This window comes from Rhodococcus sp. T2V (genome assembly GCF_029269925.1).
Classification (GTDB): domain Bacteria; phylum Actinomycetota; class Actinomycetes; order Mycobacteriales; family Mycobacteriaceae; genus Rhodococcus_F; species Rhodococcus_F koreensis.
In genome coordinates, this window is the sequence record NZ_JARJBD010000068.1 from 16,277 (window position 1) to 30,024 (window position 13,748).

The window sequence follows — 13,748 nt, forward strand, 5'->3', positions numbered from 1 at the left end:
CAACTACAGGTGCTGCCGCGTCCTCACAGCAGTCCGTCGGCGTTGCGGTCACATCCACCTCCTCTACAGCTCTGGATCATTCGCAAATCGGTTGCTGATCAAGCGTTTTCGGGTTGTCGTTCAGGGTCGTTCGAAGATGGCAGTCAGTCCCTGCCCGCCGCCGATGCACATCGTTTCGAGTGCGTAGCGGCCCTGGCGGCGTTCGAGCTCTCGCAGCATCGTGGCGAGAATGCGCACCCCGGTCGCCCCGACGGGGTGGCCCAGCGAAATGCCCGAACCGTTGACGTTGAGCCGGTCGAAGTCGTCCTCCCCGAGCTTCCACGCCGCCGTCACGGCGAGCGCCTGGGCGGCGAACGCCTCGTTGAGCTCGATCAGGTCCATGTCCTTCAGTTCGAGCCCGGCACGAGCGAGCGCGGTCTCCGTCGACGGCACCGGTCCGATTCCCATACGGGCCGGTTCGACCCCGGCCGCCGCCCAGGTCACCAGTCGGGCCAGCGGACGCAGCCCGAGTTCCTCCGCCCGCTCGCGGGTGGTGACGATGCAGGCCGCGGCGCCGTCGTTCTGCCCGGAGGCATTTCCGGCCGTCACGGTCGCGTCGGGATCGGCGGACCGCCGGACCGGCTTCAACGCGGCCAGGCTCTCGAGAGATACATCGGCCCGCGGATGCTCGTCCGTGCCGACCGTCACCTCGCCCCTGCGGGTGGACACGGTGACCGGGACGATCTCGTCGGCGAAACGGCCCTCCTGCTGAGCAGCCACGGCCCGCTGGTGCGAGGCAAAGGCCAGGCGGTCCTGCGCCTGCCGGCTGATGCTGTACTCCTTGCGGAGGTTCTCCGCGGTTTCGAGCATGCCGCCCGGCACCAGATGGTGCTTGCCGCCGGCGGTGACGCGTCCCCGTCCGATGCGGTCCGACAGGGGGGTGGAATCGCCACGGAACCCGAACCGCAATCCCAGTGCGTAGTGCTCGGCCTGGCTCATGCTTTCGGCGCCGCCGGCGATCACGAGGTCACAGATTCCGGTCTGTACGCGCATGGCCGCATCGATCACCGCCTGCAGACCCGAGCCGCAGCGACGGTCGATCTGCAGCCCGGGCACCGTCACCGGAAGTCCGGCGTCGAGCGCAGCGACTCGCCCGATCGCCGGGGCCTCACCGTTCGGATAGCACTGCCCGAACAGAACGTCGTCGACGTCCGAGCCCTCGATGCCGGTTCGCCTGATCAGTTCAGCCAGGACGGTGGCGGCCAGATCGGCAGCAGACACATCCTTGAACGTGCCGCCGTACCGGCCGACCGGGGTGCGTAGCGGTTCGCAGATCACTGCATCGCGCATGTCTTCCTTCTTTCTTCTCTGCTGGCGGTGCCGGGCAGGCTCAGATACCTCGGCCGCCGGTCACCTCGAGCACGGCTCCGTTGACGTAGGACGCGAGCGGGGATGCCAGGAAGATGACCGCTCCGGCAACCTCCTCGGGCAGACCCGCTCGCCCCAGCGGCACTTCTGCTTCCTTGGCCGCGAAGATTTCCGGTTTCATCGCCAAGGTCATTGCGGTGCGCACCAGGCCCGGCTGGATTGCGTTGGCGCGCACCCCGGACGGTCCGAGTTCCTTCGCCGATGCCTTGGTCAGTCCGATCAGCCCTGCCTTGGCCGCGCTGTAATTCGTCTGCCCCGGGTTGCCGATCTTCCCCGACAGCGAGGAGACATTGACGATGGCCCCGCTGCCCTGCGATCGCATGAGTGGGGCGACGGCCCGCGTCCCGAGCCACGCCCCCTTCAGGCTCACGTCGAGGACGAGATCGAAATCGGATTCGCTGAGCTTCGAGATGTACCCGTCTCGGGTGACACCGGCGTTGTTGACGAGGACATCGACCCGGCCGAACCGGTCCAGGCACGCCTGGACCAGCCCGGTTTGCTCTGCCTCGGAGGTGACGTCGCACTGATGCGCTGCGATATCGGCACCGGCGGCCACCAAAGGGGCGATCGCCTCCCGTGCCTTGTCCCCGTCGATATCGGCGACGAGGACCCGCGCGCCGTGGTCCGTCAACGCTTCCCCGATCGCGAGGCCGATGCCTTGACCGCCTCCGGTCACGATAACCACCTGTTTGTCGAGCAACCGTGCCGGGAGAGCGTGATTCAGTGCGCTCATCAGTACGACTTCGGCAGGCCGAGGACCTTGGTGGAGATGTAGTTGAGCACCATCTCCTGCGACACCGGCGCCACCTTGAGGAGCCGGGACTCACGCCAGAACCGCTCGACGTGGTATTCCTTCGCGTAGGAGTAGCCGCCGAGGGTCTGCATCGCCCGGTCACACGCCTGGAAACCCGCCTCGCTGCCCAGGAACTTCGCCGCGTTGGCCTCCGCTCCGCACTTTTGATGCGAGTCGAAGAGCGCGGCCGCGTTCATCGCGGTGAGTTCGGCGGCCTGCAGACGGATCCAGGAGTCGGCCAGCGGGTGAGCCACCGCCTGGTTCTTGCCGATCGGGCGGTCGAAGACCACGCGCTCGTTGGCGTACTTGGTCGCGACCTCCAGGGCGGCACGGCCGAGTCCCACCTGCTCCATGCTGACCACGATGCGCTCGGGGTTGAGGCCGTCGAGCAGGTAGTAGAAGCCCTTTCCGACCTCTCCGACGACCTCGTCCTCGCTGACCTCGAGGTTGTCGATGAACAGCTCGTTCGAGTCGACCGCCGAGCGACCGAGCTTCTCGATCTCTCGGACGGTGATCCGCTCGCGGTTGAGATCGGTGAAGAACAGGGTCATCCCGTCGAGGGGGTTCTCCTCGGTCCGTGGCGACGTGCGGGTGAGCAGCAGGATCTTATGGGCGTTCTGCGCGTTGGTGATCCACACCTTGTGTCCGTTGACGACCCAGCCGTTGTCGGTCTTGGTGGCCTTGGTGGTGATGCGTGAGGTATCAACGCCTGCGGTCGGTTCGGTGACACCGAACGCCATCAGCAGCTCACCCGCGGCGATCTTCGGCAGGAACTTGCGCTTCATCTGTTCCGACCCGTGGCGCAGGATCGGGCCCGGCGGGAAGATGTAGAAGTGGATCGCCGACGCGCCGGCCGTGCCGGCGCCCGAGGCTGCCACCTCGTGAAGCATGATCGCCGATTCGGTCAGCCCCAGTCCGAGTCCGCCGTATTCTTCCGGGATCATCGCGCCGAGCCAACCGCCGTCGGCGAACGCCTTGACGAATTCCCAAGGGTATTCGCCCTTCTTGTCCTTCTCCCGCCAGTATTCGAGATCGAATTTGCGGGCCAGTTCCCGAGTTGTCTGGCGAATCAGTTCCAGATCGCTCTGCTCGGTTGCGGTTGCGGTTGCGGTTGCGGTTGCGGTCATGCCTGCACTCCTGCTTGTTGATGGGTGGGGATGTCGTCGATGGGGGTGGCCGGATCCAGTGAGGAGAGGTCACCCTGCGATTCGCCGAGGTGACGGGCGCGTATGGCACGCCGCATCACTTTGCCGTTCTTGGTTTTCGGTACTGTGGCCACGACGTGCAGGGTGGGCGCGAACGAGCGGCCCACGTGGTGCACTGCCGTCTGTGTCAGGTCGTCGAGATCGAGGTCCCCGGGGCGGGCGACGACGAACGCGACCACCCGTTGGCCGCGCTGTTCGTCGGGCGCCCCGATGACCGCGGCTTCTACGATGCGGGGGTCTTTGAGCACCGCTGCTTCGATCTCGGCGGGACCGACGCGCCGCCCGGACACCTTGATGGTGTCATCAGACCGGCCGTGGATCCGCCAGTTGCCCTGGGTGTCGACGCTGGCCAAATCTCCGTGCAACCAGACTCCCTCCCAGCGCTTCCAGTACGTCTGCAGATACCGTTCGCGGTCATGCCAGAAGGCGTGGGTCATCCCTGGCCAGGTGTTGTGCACCGTCAACTCGCCCACCTCACCGGTCACCGGGTCGCCGGCAGCGTTGCGCACGGCCACATCCATACCGGGCAGTGGGCCGTTGAAGCAGGCCGGTTCCATGGGCAGGAACGGGTAGCTGACCAGGATTCCTCCACCGGTTTCGGTGCCGCCGCTGTAGTTCACGATCGGTCGCCGGGATCGGCCCACCGTCTCGAAGAGCCACCGCCACGTCGGCTCGTCCCATGCCTCGCCGGTCGACGCGAAAGCGCGGATCGAACCGAGATCACCGAAATCACCATCGCTACTTGACATCACCGCGCGCGCGGCGGTCGGGGCGATGCCTTGGAAGGTGACTCCGTTGCGTTCGGCGATGTCCCACAATCGGCGCGAGGACGGGTAGTCCGGTACTCCCTCGGTGAGCACGATCGTCGCACCCAACTGAAGGCCGCCCATGATCAGCAACGGCCCCAGCATCCATCCCATGTCGGCAATCCAGGCGATGACGTCGTCCTCGTGGATGTCGAAGCCGTATGCGAAGTCGACGGCAGCCTTGACTGCGAAGCCCGCATGAGAGTGGACGATGCCCTTCGGCGCACCCGTCGTGCCGGAGGTGTAGATGATTGTGAGTGGGTCGTTGGCGTCGGTGGCGACGGTGGCGGCCGGTTCGGGATCATGGTCGAGTTGATCCCAGTAGATGTCGCGCCCGCTGTGTATGTCGACGCCGTCGGCGAGGTGTCGCACGACGACGACGTGGCGGACCGACGGTGCGGATTCGAGTGCCTCGTCCGCGGTCTGCTTGAGGGGGATCCGCTTGCCGCGCCGTGTCGTGCCGTCGGCGGTGACCAGGACGACCGCTTCGGCGTCGCGCAGTCGGGTGGCGAGGGCTTCGGCGCCGTAGCCGGTGAAGGCAGGGACCGAGATGGCTCCGATCATGGCGCACCCGAGGTATGCGATCACCGCCTCGGGCACCACCGGGAGGAACAGGACCACCCGGTCTCCCCGCACGACCCCGAGCCGGAGCAGGTTGGCGGCGAATCGCCGCACCTCGCGGTCGAGCTCGGTATAGGTCAGAGATCGTCGCTGGCCGCTGTCGCCCTCGTAGACCACGGCCTCTTTGCCGGCGATCGGGCCGCCGGCGTGGCGGTGTGCGCACAGCATGGCCGCATTGAGCGAGCCTCCGACGAACCAGCGGGGGAAGGGTTTGCCCTCGCTGTCGTCGCGGACCCGTTCGAACGGTGTGTCGAAGGTGATGTCGAGGTCGTCGACCACGGCGCGCCAGAACCATTCCGGGTCGTCGACCGAGGTCCTGTGCAGTGCGTCGAGATCCGTAGATCCCCACCGCTGCATCGCCGCAAGCAGTCGACTGCGCTTGCGGTCGACCTCCTCCGGCACCCACGCGGGGGCGCCCGAATCACCGACCGGGCCGGCTTCACGCATCGCTACTCCTCCATCTCGTGTAGTGCCGGACCGTCAGGAGACGGCGACGGGCTTCTCGGCGGCCGAGCGCTTGAGCATCAGTCCGGCGCGGGCACAGTCGCAGACCACCTCGTCGCGCTGGTTGATGCCGTAGTGGCGGAAGAAGACGATGCCGGAGTCGTCGCGGCTCTTGGACTCGCGCTTGCTCACGATTTCGGTGCGCACTCGGATGGTGTCGCCGTGGAAGACCGGCTTGGGGAAGGTGACTTCCTGGAAGCCGAGGTTGCCCAGGGTGGTGCCCTGGGTGGTGTCGGGCACCGTGATCCCGGTGACCAGTCCGAGGATGAAGAGGCTGTTGACGAGCCGCTGCCCGTAGATGCTGTCCTTGCTGTATTCCGCGTCGAGATGCAGGGGTGCGAGGTTCAGCGTCATGGAGCAGAAGAGGACGTTGTCGGTTTCGGTGACGGTGCGCCGGGTGGCGTGTTCGATTACCGCACCGGGTTCGAGTTCTTCGAAGTAGAGACCAGGCATGAGAAGGGCCTTCCGGGGTTTACTTGGCGACGGCCAGGTCGGCCTGGCTGTCGGAACGGTTGTCGAGGAGGCGGCTGTACTCGAGCACCTCACGTGCGGTTTTGATGTGCGCGTAGTCGATGTGCATGCCCTCGTACAGGACGGCGGCCGCCCCGGCGGCTTCGGCTTCTTCGAAGGCGGTGATCATGCCGGCGTAGAAGTCGACTTCGAACTTCGAGGGGCTGAACACCTCGTTCGCGACCGCGACGTGGGAGGGGTGGATGAGGACCTGTCCGCGGAAGCCGAGCTCGCGGTTCTGTATTGCGAAGGTGCGTGCCCCTTCCGGATCGGCGAGATCCTGCCACACACCCACCAGTGGGAATTCGAGACCGTGGGCGCGGGCCGCCAGCAGCGCCCGGCTCCGCAGGTACAGGGTCTCCTGACCGCCGGGAGTGAACTGGAAGCCGATCGAGCGGGACACGTCCGCATCGCGGGCGGTCCCGGCGAACAGGGTCGCCACCCGCGGTGATGCGACCGCGATCTTCTCGCAGTTCTCATATGCTTCGGCGGTTTCCAATGAGCAGATGAACTCGATGGTCCCGGCATCGACGCCGTTGCGCGCCTCGAAATGCGTGACCAATGCATCGAATCGAACAATGTCATCGGGGCCGAACGTCTTGGGCAGCACGAATCCGTCGAGCCCGGGAATGGCGACGGCCTCGATGTCGTCTCCGGTCAGTCCGGTGTCCAGCGAGTTGAGCCGGACGTACACCGCCGGCCGATCACCGGACTCGGCAAGACGGGTGATCGATCGGGAGGCCGCCGCCCGACCCTCCGCCTTCAGATGAGACGGAACGGAATCCTCCAGGTCCAAGATCAGCCCGTCCACACCGGACGCCACCGCCTTGTCCACCCAGTTTTCCCGGTGACCGGGCACGAACAGCAGAGAACGTAGTGGTCTCATGAATCCTCCTCAGTGACTGAGCAAACCATATATTATGTGAGAACCTAATGCAAGGATTTACGATAATCGATAATCGTGCTACTTCCTGTTCATGACATCGCTTCACGAGATGCTCTCAATCGCTAGTGCACCTTGGCTTTTCGGACGCCATCCGACTCTTGGCACTGAAGCAGCCATCGGCGCCGGCGCGGATCAGTCCACCATCCAGCTCCGCGTACGCCTGTCAGACGAGGCCGGCCGGCCAGTCGGGAAGATGGACACCCGAGTGTCCAATGGATTGAACACCGGCAAACGCCACGGGAAGCGTTGCGCTATCCGAAGAGAGGTGGGGGACGCGGCGGCTGGGCGTCTCGATTGCTCCACTGATGGCCACCGTGTGTAGGCCGCCGTTCAATTACGGCTCCGGGCACCGGAAACCCGGTCAAGGGCGACGTGACTCGAGGGTGCCTCGATCGGTGCGGCGCCGTGCGATAACGCGCGACCGCAGCCGTCGGCGGTCGTAGGTGCCGATCCCCCACCGGCCATCACCGCCCGGCGTCCGCAGTCCCGGTGAGAACTGCTGCGTCGACGAGGCCCGAGCGCCCCATTTGCTGCTCGACGGCTGACCGCGCCGGTACAGAAGCCTGGCCGGAAGCGACAACGTCACTCCACAACCAAGCCGAACACGCCGGCGGCCGCGCAGTGGGTCGCACCTCCGGCGGGAGATCGACTGGTTGCGGACTCTCGTCGCGCAGCGCGATAGAGGGGCGCAGGACGGGCCGCCGTCGCCCCCGCTACCCCGTCAGGACACCGGCGCCTCGCTCAGGCTGTGCGGCGAATGCGATGCGGGGGAACCGGCCCCGGGCTGTAAGAGCACGGTGAGATCGGCAACCTCGGAGGCCGGGTCCAGCGTATCGACAAGCTCGAAAAGCCGCGCGGCCTGATCGCGCCCGATCACCTCGCCGGTCAGCTCATCCAGCTTGTCCTGAAATTCGGCCTCGGTGAACGGCTTCACCGGCGATCCCTTGGCGCGCTCCTGGAAATAGTGCGCGGCGGTCCCATCCTTGAAGTGGACGGTCACATCCGAGACAAAGAACTCGTACTTCTCGTCGAGATCCGTCGCGATCTCCAGCGTGATCCGACGGGCGAACTGCATGACCTCGGAGTCGGGTGACAGGTCCAGCCGCCCTTCCAAAAACGCACGGTGGGTCGCGTAGCCATTACCCTTGCCCAGAGCCGACAGGGCCATCTGCGTAGGCAGCGAGTACTGCAGTTCTTCGATATTTCGTGGGTTGTACAGCTGCGCGTTTCGGGTTCCCACGACGCTGTTGGTCATCGTCTGGATGCGGGCCACGACACTGTCGATCTCGCCCGCGCGGTCTCGGAAATGCTCCATGGCCTCGATGTAGCAGAAGGTCAGAGCGCAGCAGCAATAGGGCTTGAACGACAGGCCCGGCAGCATATTGGGTGCGCCGGGAAGGAAGCCGTCGCGGGCCTGCTCGGTGACGTCCGCATGGGCGAACATTCGATAGAGACCACGGTCCCCGCTCAGAAAGCGACGTGGACCGGTCACGCCCGCACGGGCAAGTTGGGCGGCCTCGATGCCGTTGCGCACGGCGATTCCGGCATGGACCCGCTTGATGGAACCCCCCGTCGAGGCATATTCTGTCGTCCCGCTTGCATGGCTGAGCGCAATGGCGAGGGCGTGGAAGGTCTTGTCCTCGTCAAGGCCGTACAGCTTTGCCGCAATCGCGGCGGCGCCGAAGTTCGCGAATACCGCATGCGGCTGCCAGCCCACGTTGAGGATCGCAGGCGAGGCCAGCGCTCCGATCCGGACGTAGGTCTCATAGCCCACGACCATCGCCACAATCGTCTCGTGCAGCGAAGCGCCTACCTCTTCGCCGATGGCGAATGCCGTTGGCACGACACAACATCCGGGATGCGCGTTGCCGAGGAAGTCATCGTATTCGAAGCCGTGGCCGAAGGTCGCGTTCAGGTATGCAGCATCGACCGCACCAGCCCGCGTCGTTTCACCGACGATCCGCGCCTTTCCGGGGCGCGGGTCTCGAAACTCACGCGTCATCTTCGACCACGGCAGCTGCGAGGCGCCGATCTGGATTGCGAACTGATCCTTGATCAGCGCCTTTGCCGCGGCGAGCGTGGCGGGGTCAATGTCGTTCCAACTGTAACGCGTCACGAACTGCGCAACGGCGCGTTCCAGAGTTGGAGCTGCGTCTGTCATGAAACCTCCCGATACTCGTGGCCTTCGCGGTGGAACCGCATGGGGCAGGATCGCCCTCGGAGGCATCCGATCCGCGTTTCCCGGGTCTCCTGCTGTGAGGAAATCGTGAAACGGCACCTTCTGTAAGATTATACATAATTGTAAATACAGGATCAGGGTCTTGCTGGGAAATGTCCCTCGGTAGACATTCAACTCTGCCGGGCGACGGCGATCCACAAACTCAGATCAGCAGACGTAGTGCCCCACCCACGCCGCCAAGTCCACGTTCGTTCCCGAAAGGAACTCCGATGCCACAGTCAGTCACCGAGATCGTCGACCTTCTCGACCTCGATACGATCGGCCCGAACACCTTCCGAGGAAGACCGGCCCGATCGACCGAGTTGGTCAAGGTCTACGGAGGGCAGGTCGTCGCACAGGCGCTGATGGCCGCAGGTAGGACCGTGCCAGGAGACCGGAAGGTGCATTCCTTGCACGCCCATTTCCTGCTCGGTGGCAACACGCAGATCCCCATCGTGTACGAGGTCGAGAATCTTCGCGACGGCCGGTCCTTCAGTTCACGACGAGTGACAGCCCGCCAACATGGTGACTTGATCTTCCACGCCACCACCTCGTTCCATAAGGAGGAACTGGGGTTCGAACATCGGCCGTCGTGCCCCGCAGCGCCGTCGTACGACGACGCGCCACCCCTTGCCGACCTCATGGAAGCGACGGACGTGCACACGGCGGCATTCTGGCGGCGCGAGTGGGAGGCTCTCGACATCAGGTATGCCGGCGACACTCGACCGCAGGATCAGCGCGCGGAGACTCCCGGCCTGCAACATGTTTGGATACGCGCGAACGGCCCGCTGCCGACGGACCCGTTCCTGCACACCTGTGTGCTCGCCTACGTGAGTGATCTCGGCTTGCTCTCGGCGTCCCTCGTTCCGCACGGCTTCCTCGTCTGGGCCCCAGGTGTGCCGCGGGCCTCCCTCGACCATTCCATGTGGTTCCACGACTCGGTGCAGGCCGACGAGTGGATGCGCTTCGATCAGTCGTCGGCCTGGGCCGGCGGAGCCCGAGGGCTGTCCCACGGGAAGGTGTTCGATACGCATGGACGGTTGCTGGCATCCGTGGCGCAGGAGGGGCTCATCCGACCACACGGTGCGGTGCGGGCCCGACTCGACGGAAACGGGTCTGCCCTGCGCACGCACACCGGATAGGCCACCAGGGCGCGCCGCGGGGTCCGGGTGCTCGTACCCCGAACCCCTCGGTTCACCGTGTGTCAGAGCGTGGTTGCCGTACCGCCGTCGACCGGCAGGACCGCACCGGTGACGTAGGCGCCCGCCCGGGACGCGAGGTATATGGCCGTGCCGGCCATGTCCGACTCGGCGACGAACCGCTTGAGCGGGACCGGGGCCAGGACCGCCTCCTCGCCACGTTGTTCCAGCGTGCCCTCGAGCATCTTGCTCTTGAACATGCCGGGGGCGATCACGTTCACCGTGATGGACCGGGGTGCCAACTGCGCGGCGAGGTGACGGCTCAGGTGATGGACCGCCGCCTTCGAGGACGAGTACGCATAGGTTTCGTGCTTGGGGACATGGAACGCGTCGATCGATCCGATGTTGATGATGCGGGCAGGATCCTCCGGGGACGCGGCCGCCTCGAGCAGTGGGGTGAGGGCCTGGATCAGGAAGAAGGAACCCTTGACGTTCAGGTCGAAGACTTTGTCCCACCCCGATTCCGGGTACTCGGCGAGCGTTTCGGCCCAGATCGCACCGGCATTGTTGACGAGCACGTCAAGGTGGTCCTCTTTCTCGCCCAGCGCGTGGGCGAGCGAGCGGCACCCGTCGACGCTGCCGAGATTGGCCGGCAGGGCAATGGCCTCGCCGTACTGTGAAAGTTCCTTCACCGCCAAGGTGCAGGCCTCGGCGTTCCGTGCGCAGATGTAGACCCGTGCGCCGGACCTGACGAATCCCTCGGCGATCGCGAGACCGATTCCTCTACTGCCACCCGTCACCAGGACCACTTTGCCGCTGACGTCGAAGAGCTTCTCGAACATCCCGCTGTCGGTCATGCTTGTTCCTTCCCACTGATTGTTTGTACGGATCGGAGCCGACTTCGATCGGCCACACGTTCGAGCGTGCGCACAGCGCCGGCCAGGTCGGGCTCGTACGGCAACTCGAGAATCGCCTCGTGGAACCCCATCTCCGCATAGGCCTCGAGGTTGTCGGCGTTGATGGCCCCGGACTCCGGGTCGGGACCGGGACCAGGTTTGACGATCAGTTTCAACTCGGTGAAGTCGCGGTCGGCAGCGTTGCACGCTGCCCGCAGTCGCACCAGATGACCCTCCAAGGACCCCAGACTCTGTTTCGCAGGCAGCCAGCCGTCGCAGACCGAGGCGATCAGGCGCATCGCCAGCGGACTGTGTCCACCCCACAGAAATTCGACCGGTGCCGGCGACGCGGGCAACATGGTGAAGGTCTTCGCCACCGGTTCATCGTCGCCGCCACGCACGGTGTACTCGCGCCTTCCCCGGGTCAGTAGTTCCCTGATCAGGGCGATGTCCGTCTGGGCGCGGCTCCCCCTCCTCTCGAAGGGCATCCCGACCGCGTCGTATTCCTCACGCAGCCATCCGGTACCCACCCCGAGAGAGAGGGGACGATCCGTCAGCCACGACATGGTCGAGAGTTGCTTGGCGAGCAGCGTCGGGTTGCGCAACGTCATGATCAGCACGCTCGTTCCGAACGTGGCCTCCGGCAGTTGACCGGCCAGCCAGGCGAGCTGAACGAGAGGGTCGAGCCACGGCGTGTCTGCCCGGAAGGGCTGCCGTCCGTCGCCAGAGTGCGGATAGACCGATGTAGTGGACTCCGGCAGCACCACGTGGTCCCCGACCCAGAACGAGCTGAATCCCAGTTCGAGCGCTGACCGGCTTATGGTCAGCAACCCCTCCGGTGTCACCCCGGGGCCCACCAAGGGCAATCGAACCCCGACGGGGATAGCGAACGCGCACACCATAAATCCTCGGTTCCTCGGGCGCGGCCGCCCGCTTCTCCACGAAGCCTACACTTATCATGCATTATCGATCTAGAGTTCTTCGCAGCGGAGTGACACACGTTCCGGGGTGAGGCGTGTACCCCAGAGGCGCGAAATCGCCCCTGCGTCGACCAGTCAGTCCGCAGCTCATCGCCGACCGCACGCGTACACAGTGGCATCACCATCTTGCGAAGCTGAGTGGATATCGATGCAGACAATGCATCGACCCAGCGCAGCGATCCCGATCGCGATCCGATCTCGGCGATCGAGATCCCTAGAGGCGGAATAGGAATCACGAATGGCACCCTTGCCCACAGTCGGACCGAACGGTTTGGTCGTTACACGGCATGAACCGGCCCGCCGCCCGTCGCCAACCGACAGCTCGCGGCGCGTGCCGAAACAGTGGCTGAACTGGGAGTTCCTATTCGACGGCGCACTATAGCCAGATCGACTTACGATAATATATAATGTGACTCCTATATGGTGATGTGACCGGAGCGAGGTTCCACCGTCGGTGAGACCCGTATTGAACGAGGTGACGAATGCAGCACAAGCCGCTCGAGAACATCCGCGTCCTGGAGCTCGGAGGCTACATTTCCGCGCCCTACGCCAGCTCACTTCTGTGCGCGTTGGGCGCAGATGTGGTCAAGGTCGAGAACGCGGGCGGCGGGGACGCCTACCGTTTCCAGCAAAACGACCGGAGCCCATTCTTCCGGCAGTACAACGCCGGCAAGCGCAGCCTCGGGGTGAACCTGAAAAATCCTGCTGGGCTGGAGCTGGTCGAGGCCCTGGTCCCGCGATTCGACGTCGTCCTCGAGAACATGCGACCGGGAAAGGCCACCGCGCTCGGCTTGGGTCCCGACCACTGTGCCGCACTCGCTCCCGCGCTGGTGTATGCCTCCGTCACCGGGTTCGGCCCTGGCGGGCCTCTCGCGCAGCGCCCGGCCTACGACACGATCGGTCAGGCGGTCGGCGGACTGTATTCGGTGCTGAGCGATGCGGGCTCGCCGCAACTGTCCGGTACCTGTGTGGCGGACCTGATCACCGGTCTGACGACGGCAACAGGGATCCTGGCGGCGCTCGTCGGGCGCGGGAGCACGGGCGCGGGTCAGCGCGTGGAGACCTCGCTCATGGAAGCGGTGAGCACGCTGACCATCGAGGCTCTCACCCAGTATTTCGACAAGGACCATCAGGAGCCGACCCGGCAGAGCCGACACCCCCAGGCCCAAAACTTCTGCCTCGCGTCCTCGACCGGGGAGAACATCGCCATCCATCTTTCGTCCTCTCAGAAGTTCTGGCTGTGCTTCCTCGAAGCGTTGGATCGGCAGGACCTCGCAGACGACCCCCGCTTCGTCACGTTCGCGCTCCGCGTCCAGCATTATTTCGACCTCGTCGAGATCGTCGAAGCGGAATTCATCGGCAAGCCCGCGCAGTATTGGGAGCAGCGCCTCACGGCGGCCGACGTTCCCTTCTCCCCGGTGCTGACAATGGGAGGGTTCATCGAGCACCCGCAAGTGGGCTGGCTCGACCTGATCGAACCGGAGAAGGACGGAGTCGCCTTGGTCAGGCCCCCGTGGAGGTTCGGTGGGCAGCGACCCGAGCGGCCCGGGCCCGCCCCCAAGATTGGCCAGCACACCCGCGAAGTCGCCGCAGAAGTGTACGACGAGGTTCGCATCAAGCAGCTGTTCGCCGACGAGGTCATCTTCGAGGAACTCGAGGCGTAGCAGCGCTACCGCCTCCACTCAACTCTGTCTCGGCTCCCCCGCCACGCATGACGCTTCGG

General features: G+C 65.1%; 11 protein-coding genes. 2 read left to right on the top strand and 9 right to left on the bottom strand.

Features of this window, described 5'->3' with window-relative positions; genetic code table 11:
* Window positions 1–120: 120 nt before the first annotated feature.
* The 7 genes from P3H15_RS37940 to P3H15_RS37970 form a co-directional block, all read right to left on the bottom strand.
* Window positions 121–1,329, bottom strand: a complete 1,209-nt coding sequence (locus P3H15_RS37940) for an acetyl-CoA C-acetyltransferase (RefSeq protein ID WP_276141958.1) — start codon at window positions 1,327–1,329, stop codon at window positions 121–123.
* A 40-nt stretch (window positions 1,330–1,369) separates the two neighbouring features.
* Window positions 1,370–2,140 (bottom strand): 3-oxoacyl-ACP reductase FabG, encoded by a 771-nt coding sequence (fabG, locus tag P3H15_RS37945; protein WP_276141959.1) that lies wholly within the window; start codon window positions 2,138–2,140, stop codon window positions 1,370–1,372.
* Window positions 2,140–3,327, bottom strand: coding sequence for an acyl-CoA dehydrogenase family protein (locus P3H15_RS37950; RefSeq protein WP_276141960.1), 1,188 nt, complete (start codon window positions 3,325–3,327; stop codon window positions 2,140–2,142). Before P3H15_RS37950 ends, fabG begins: the two co-directional genes overlap by 1 nt.
* On the bottom strand, window positions 3,324–5,279 hold the full coding sequence (locus P3H15_RS37955; protein ID WP_276141961.1) for an AMP-binding protein: 1,956 nt from the start codon (window positions 5,277–5,279) through the stop codon (window positions 3,324–3,326). The genes P3H15_RS37950 and P3H15_RS37955 overlap by 4 nt, the downstream gene beginning before the upstream one ends.
* Window positions 5,280–5,312: 33 nt before the next feature.
* Complete coding sequence (locus P3H15_RS37960; protein WP_276141962.1) at window positions 5,313–5,789, bottom strand: MaoC family dehydratase; 477 nt, start codon at window positions 5,787–5,789, stop codon at window positions 5,313–5,315.
* Window positions 5,790–5,808: 19 nt separating this feature from the next.
* A complete protein-coding gene (locus P3H15_RS37965) occupies window positions 5,809–6,732 on the bottom strand; it encodes a CoA ester lyase (protein ID WP_276141964.1) in 924 nt (307 codons plus the stop codon).
* A 781-nt stretch (window positions 6,733–7,513) separates the two neighbouring features.
* Window positions 7,514–8,953: an MmgE/PrpD family protein gene (locus tag P3H15_RS37970; RefSeq protein WP_276141965.1), complete on the bottom strand. Its 1,440-nt coding sequence runs from the start codon at window positions 8,951–8,953 to the stop codon at window positions 7,514–7,516.
* A gap of 287 nt (window positions 8,954–9,240) precedes the next feature.
* Here P3H15_RS37970 and P3H15_RS37975 point away from each other — a divergent pair, with 287 nt between their 5' ends.
* Window positions 9,241–10,152 carry an acyl-CoA thioesterase II gene (locus tag P3H15_RS37975; protein WP_276141967.1) on the top strand — a complete coding sequence of 304 codons (912 nt, stop codon included), beginning with the start codon at window positions 9,241–9,243 and terminating at the stop codon, window positions 10,150–10,152.
* A gap of 62 nt (window positions 10,153–10,214) precedes the next feature.
* On the opposite strand, the gene P3H15_RS37980 is transcribed toward P3H15_RS37975, so the two are convergent.
* Together P3H15_RS37980 and P3H15_RS37985 are read right to left on the bottom strand one after the other, a co-directional pair.
* Window positions 10,215–11,006: an SDR family oxidoreductase gene (locus P3H15_RS37980; RefSeq protein WP_276141968.1), complete on the bottom strand. Its 792-nt coding sequence runs from the start codon at window positions 11,004–11,006 to the stop codon at window positions 10,215–10,217.
* Window positions 11,003–11,947, bottom strand: coding sequence for an LLM class flavin-dependent oxidoreductase (locus P3H15_RS37985; RefSeq protein ID WP_276141969.1), 945 nt, complete (start codon window positions 11,945–11,947; stop codon window positions 11,003–11,005). Before P3H15_RS37985 ends, P3H15_RS37980 begins: the two co-directional genes overlap by 4 nt.
* 560 nt (window positions 11,948–12,507) lie before the next feature.
* On the opposite strand from P3H15_RS37985, the gene P3H15_RS37990 reads away from it, so the two are divergent.
* A complete protein-coding gene (locus tag P3H15_RS37990; protein WP_276141970.1) occupies window positions 12,508–13,689 on the top strand; it encodes a CaiB/BaiF CoA-transferase family protein in 1,182 nt (393 codons plus the stop codon).
* Window positions 13,690–13,748: the final 59 nt, after the last annotated feature.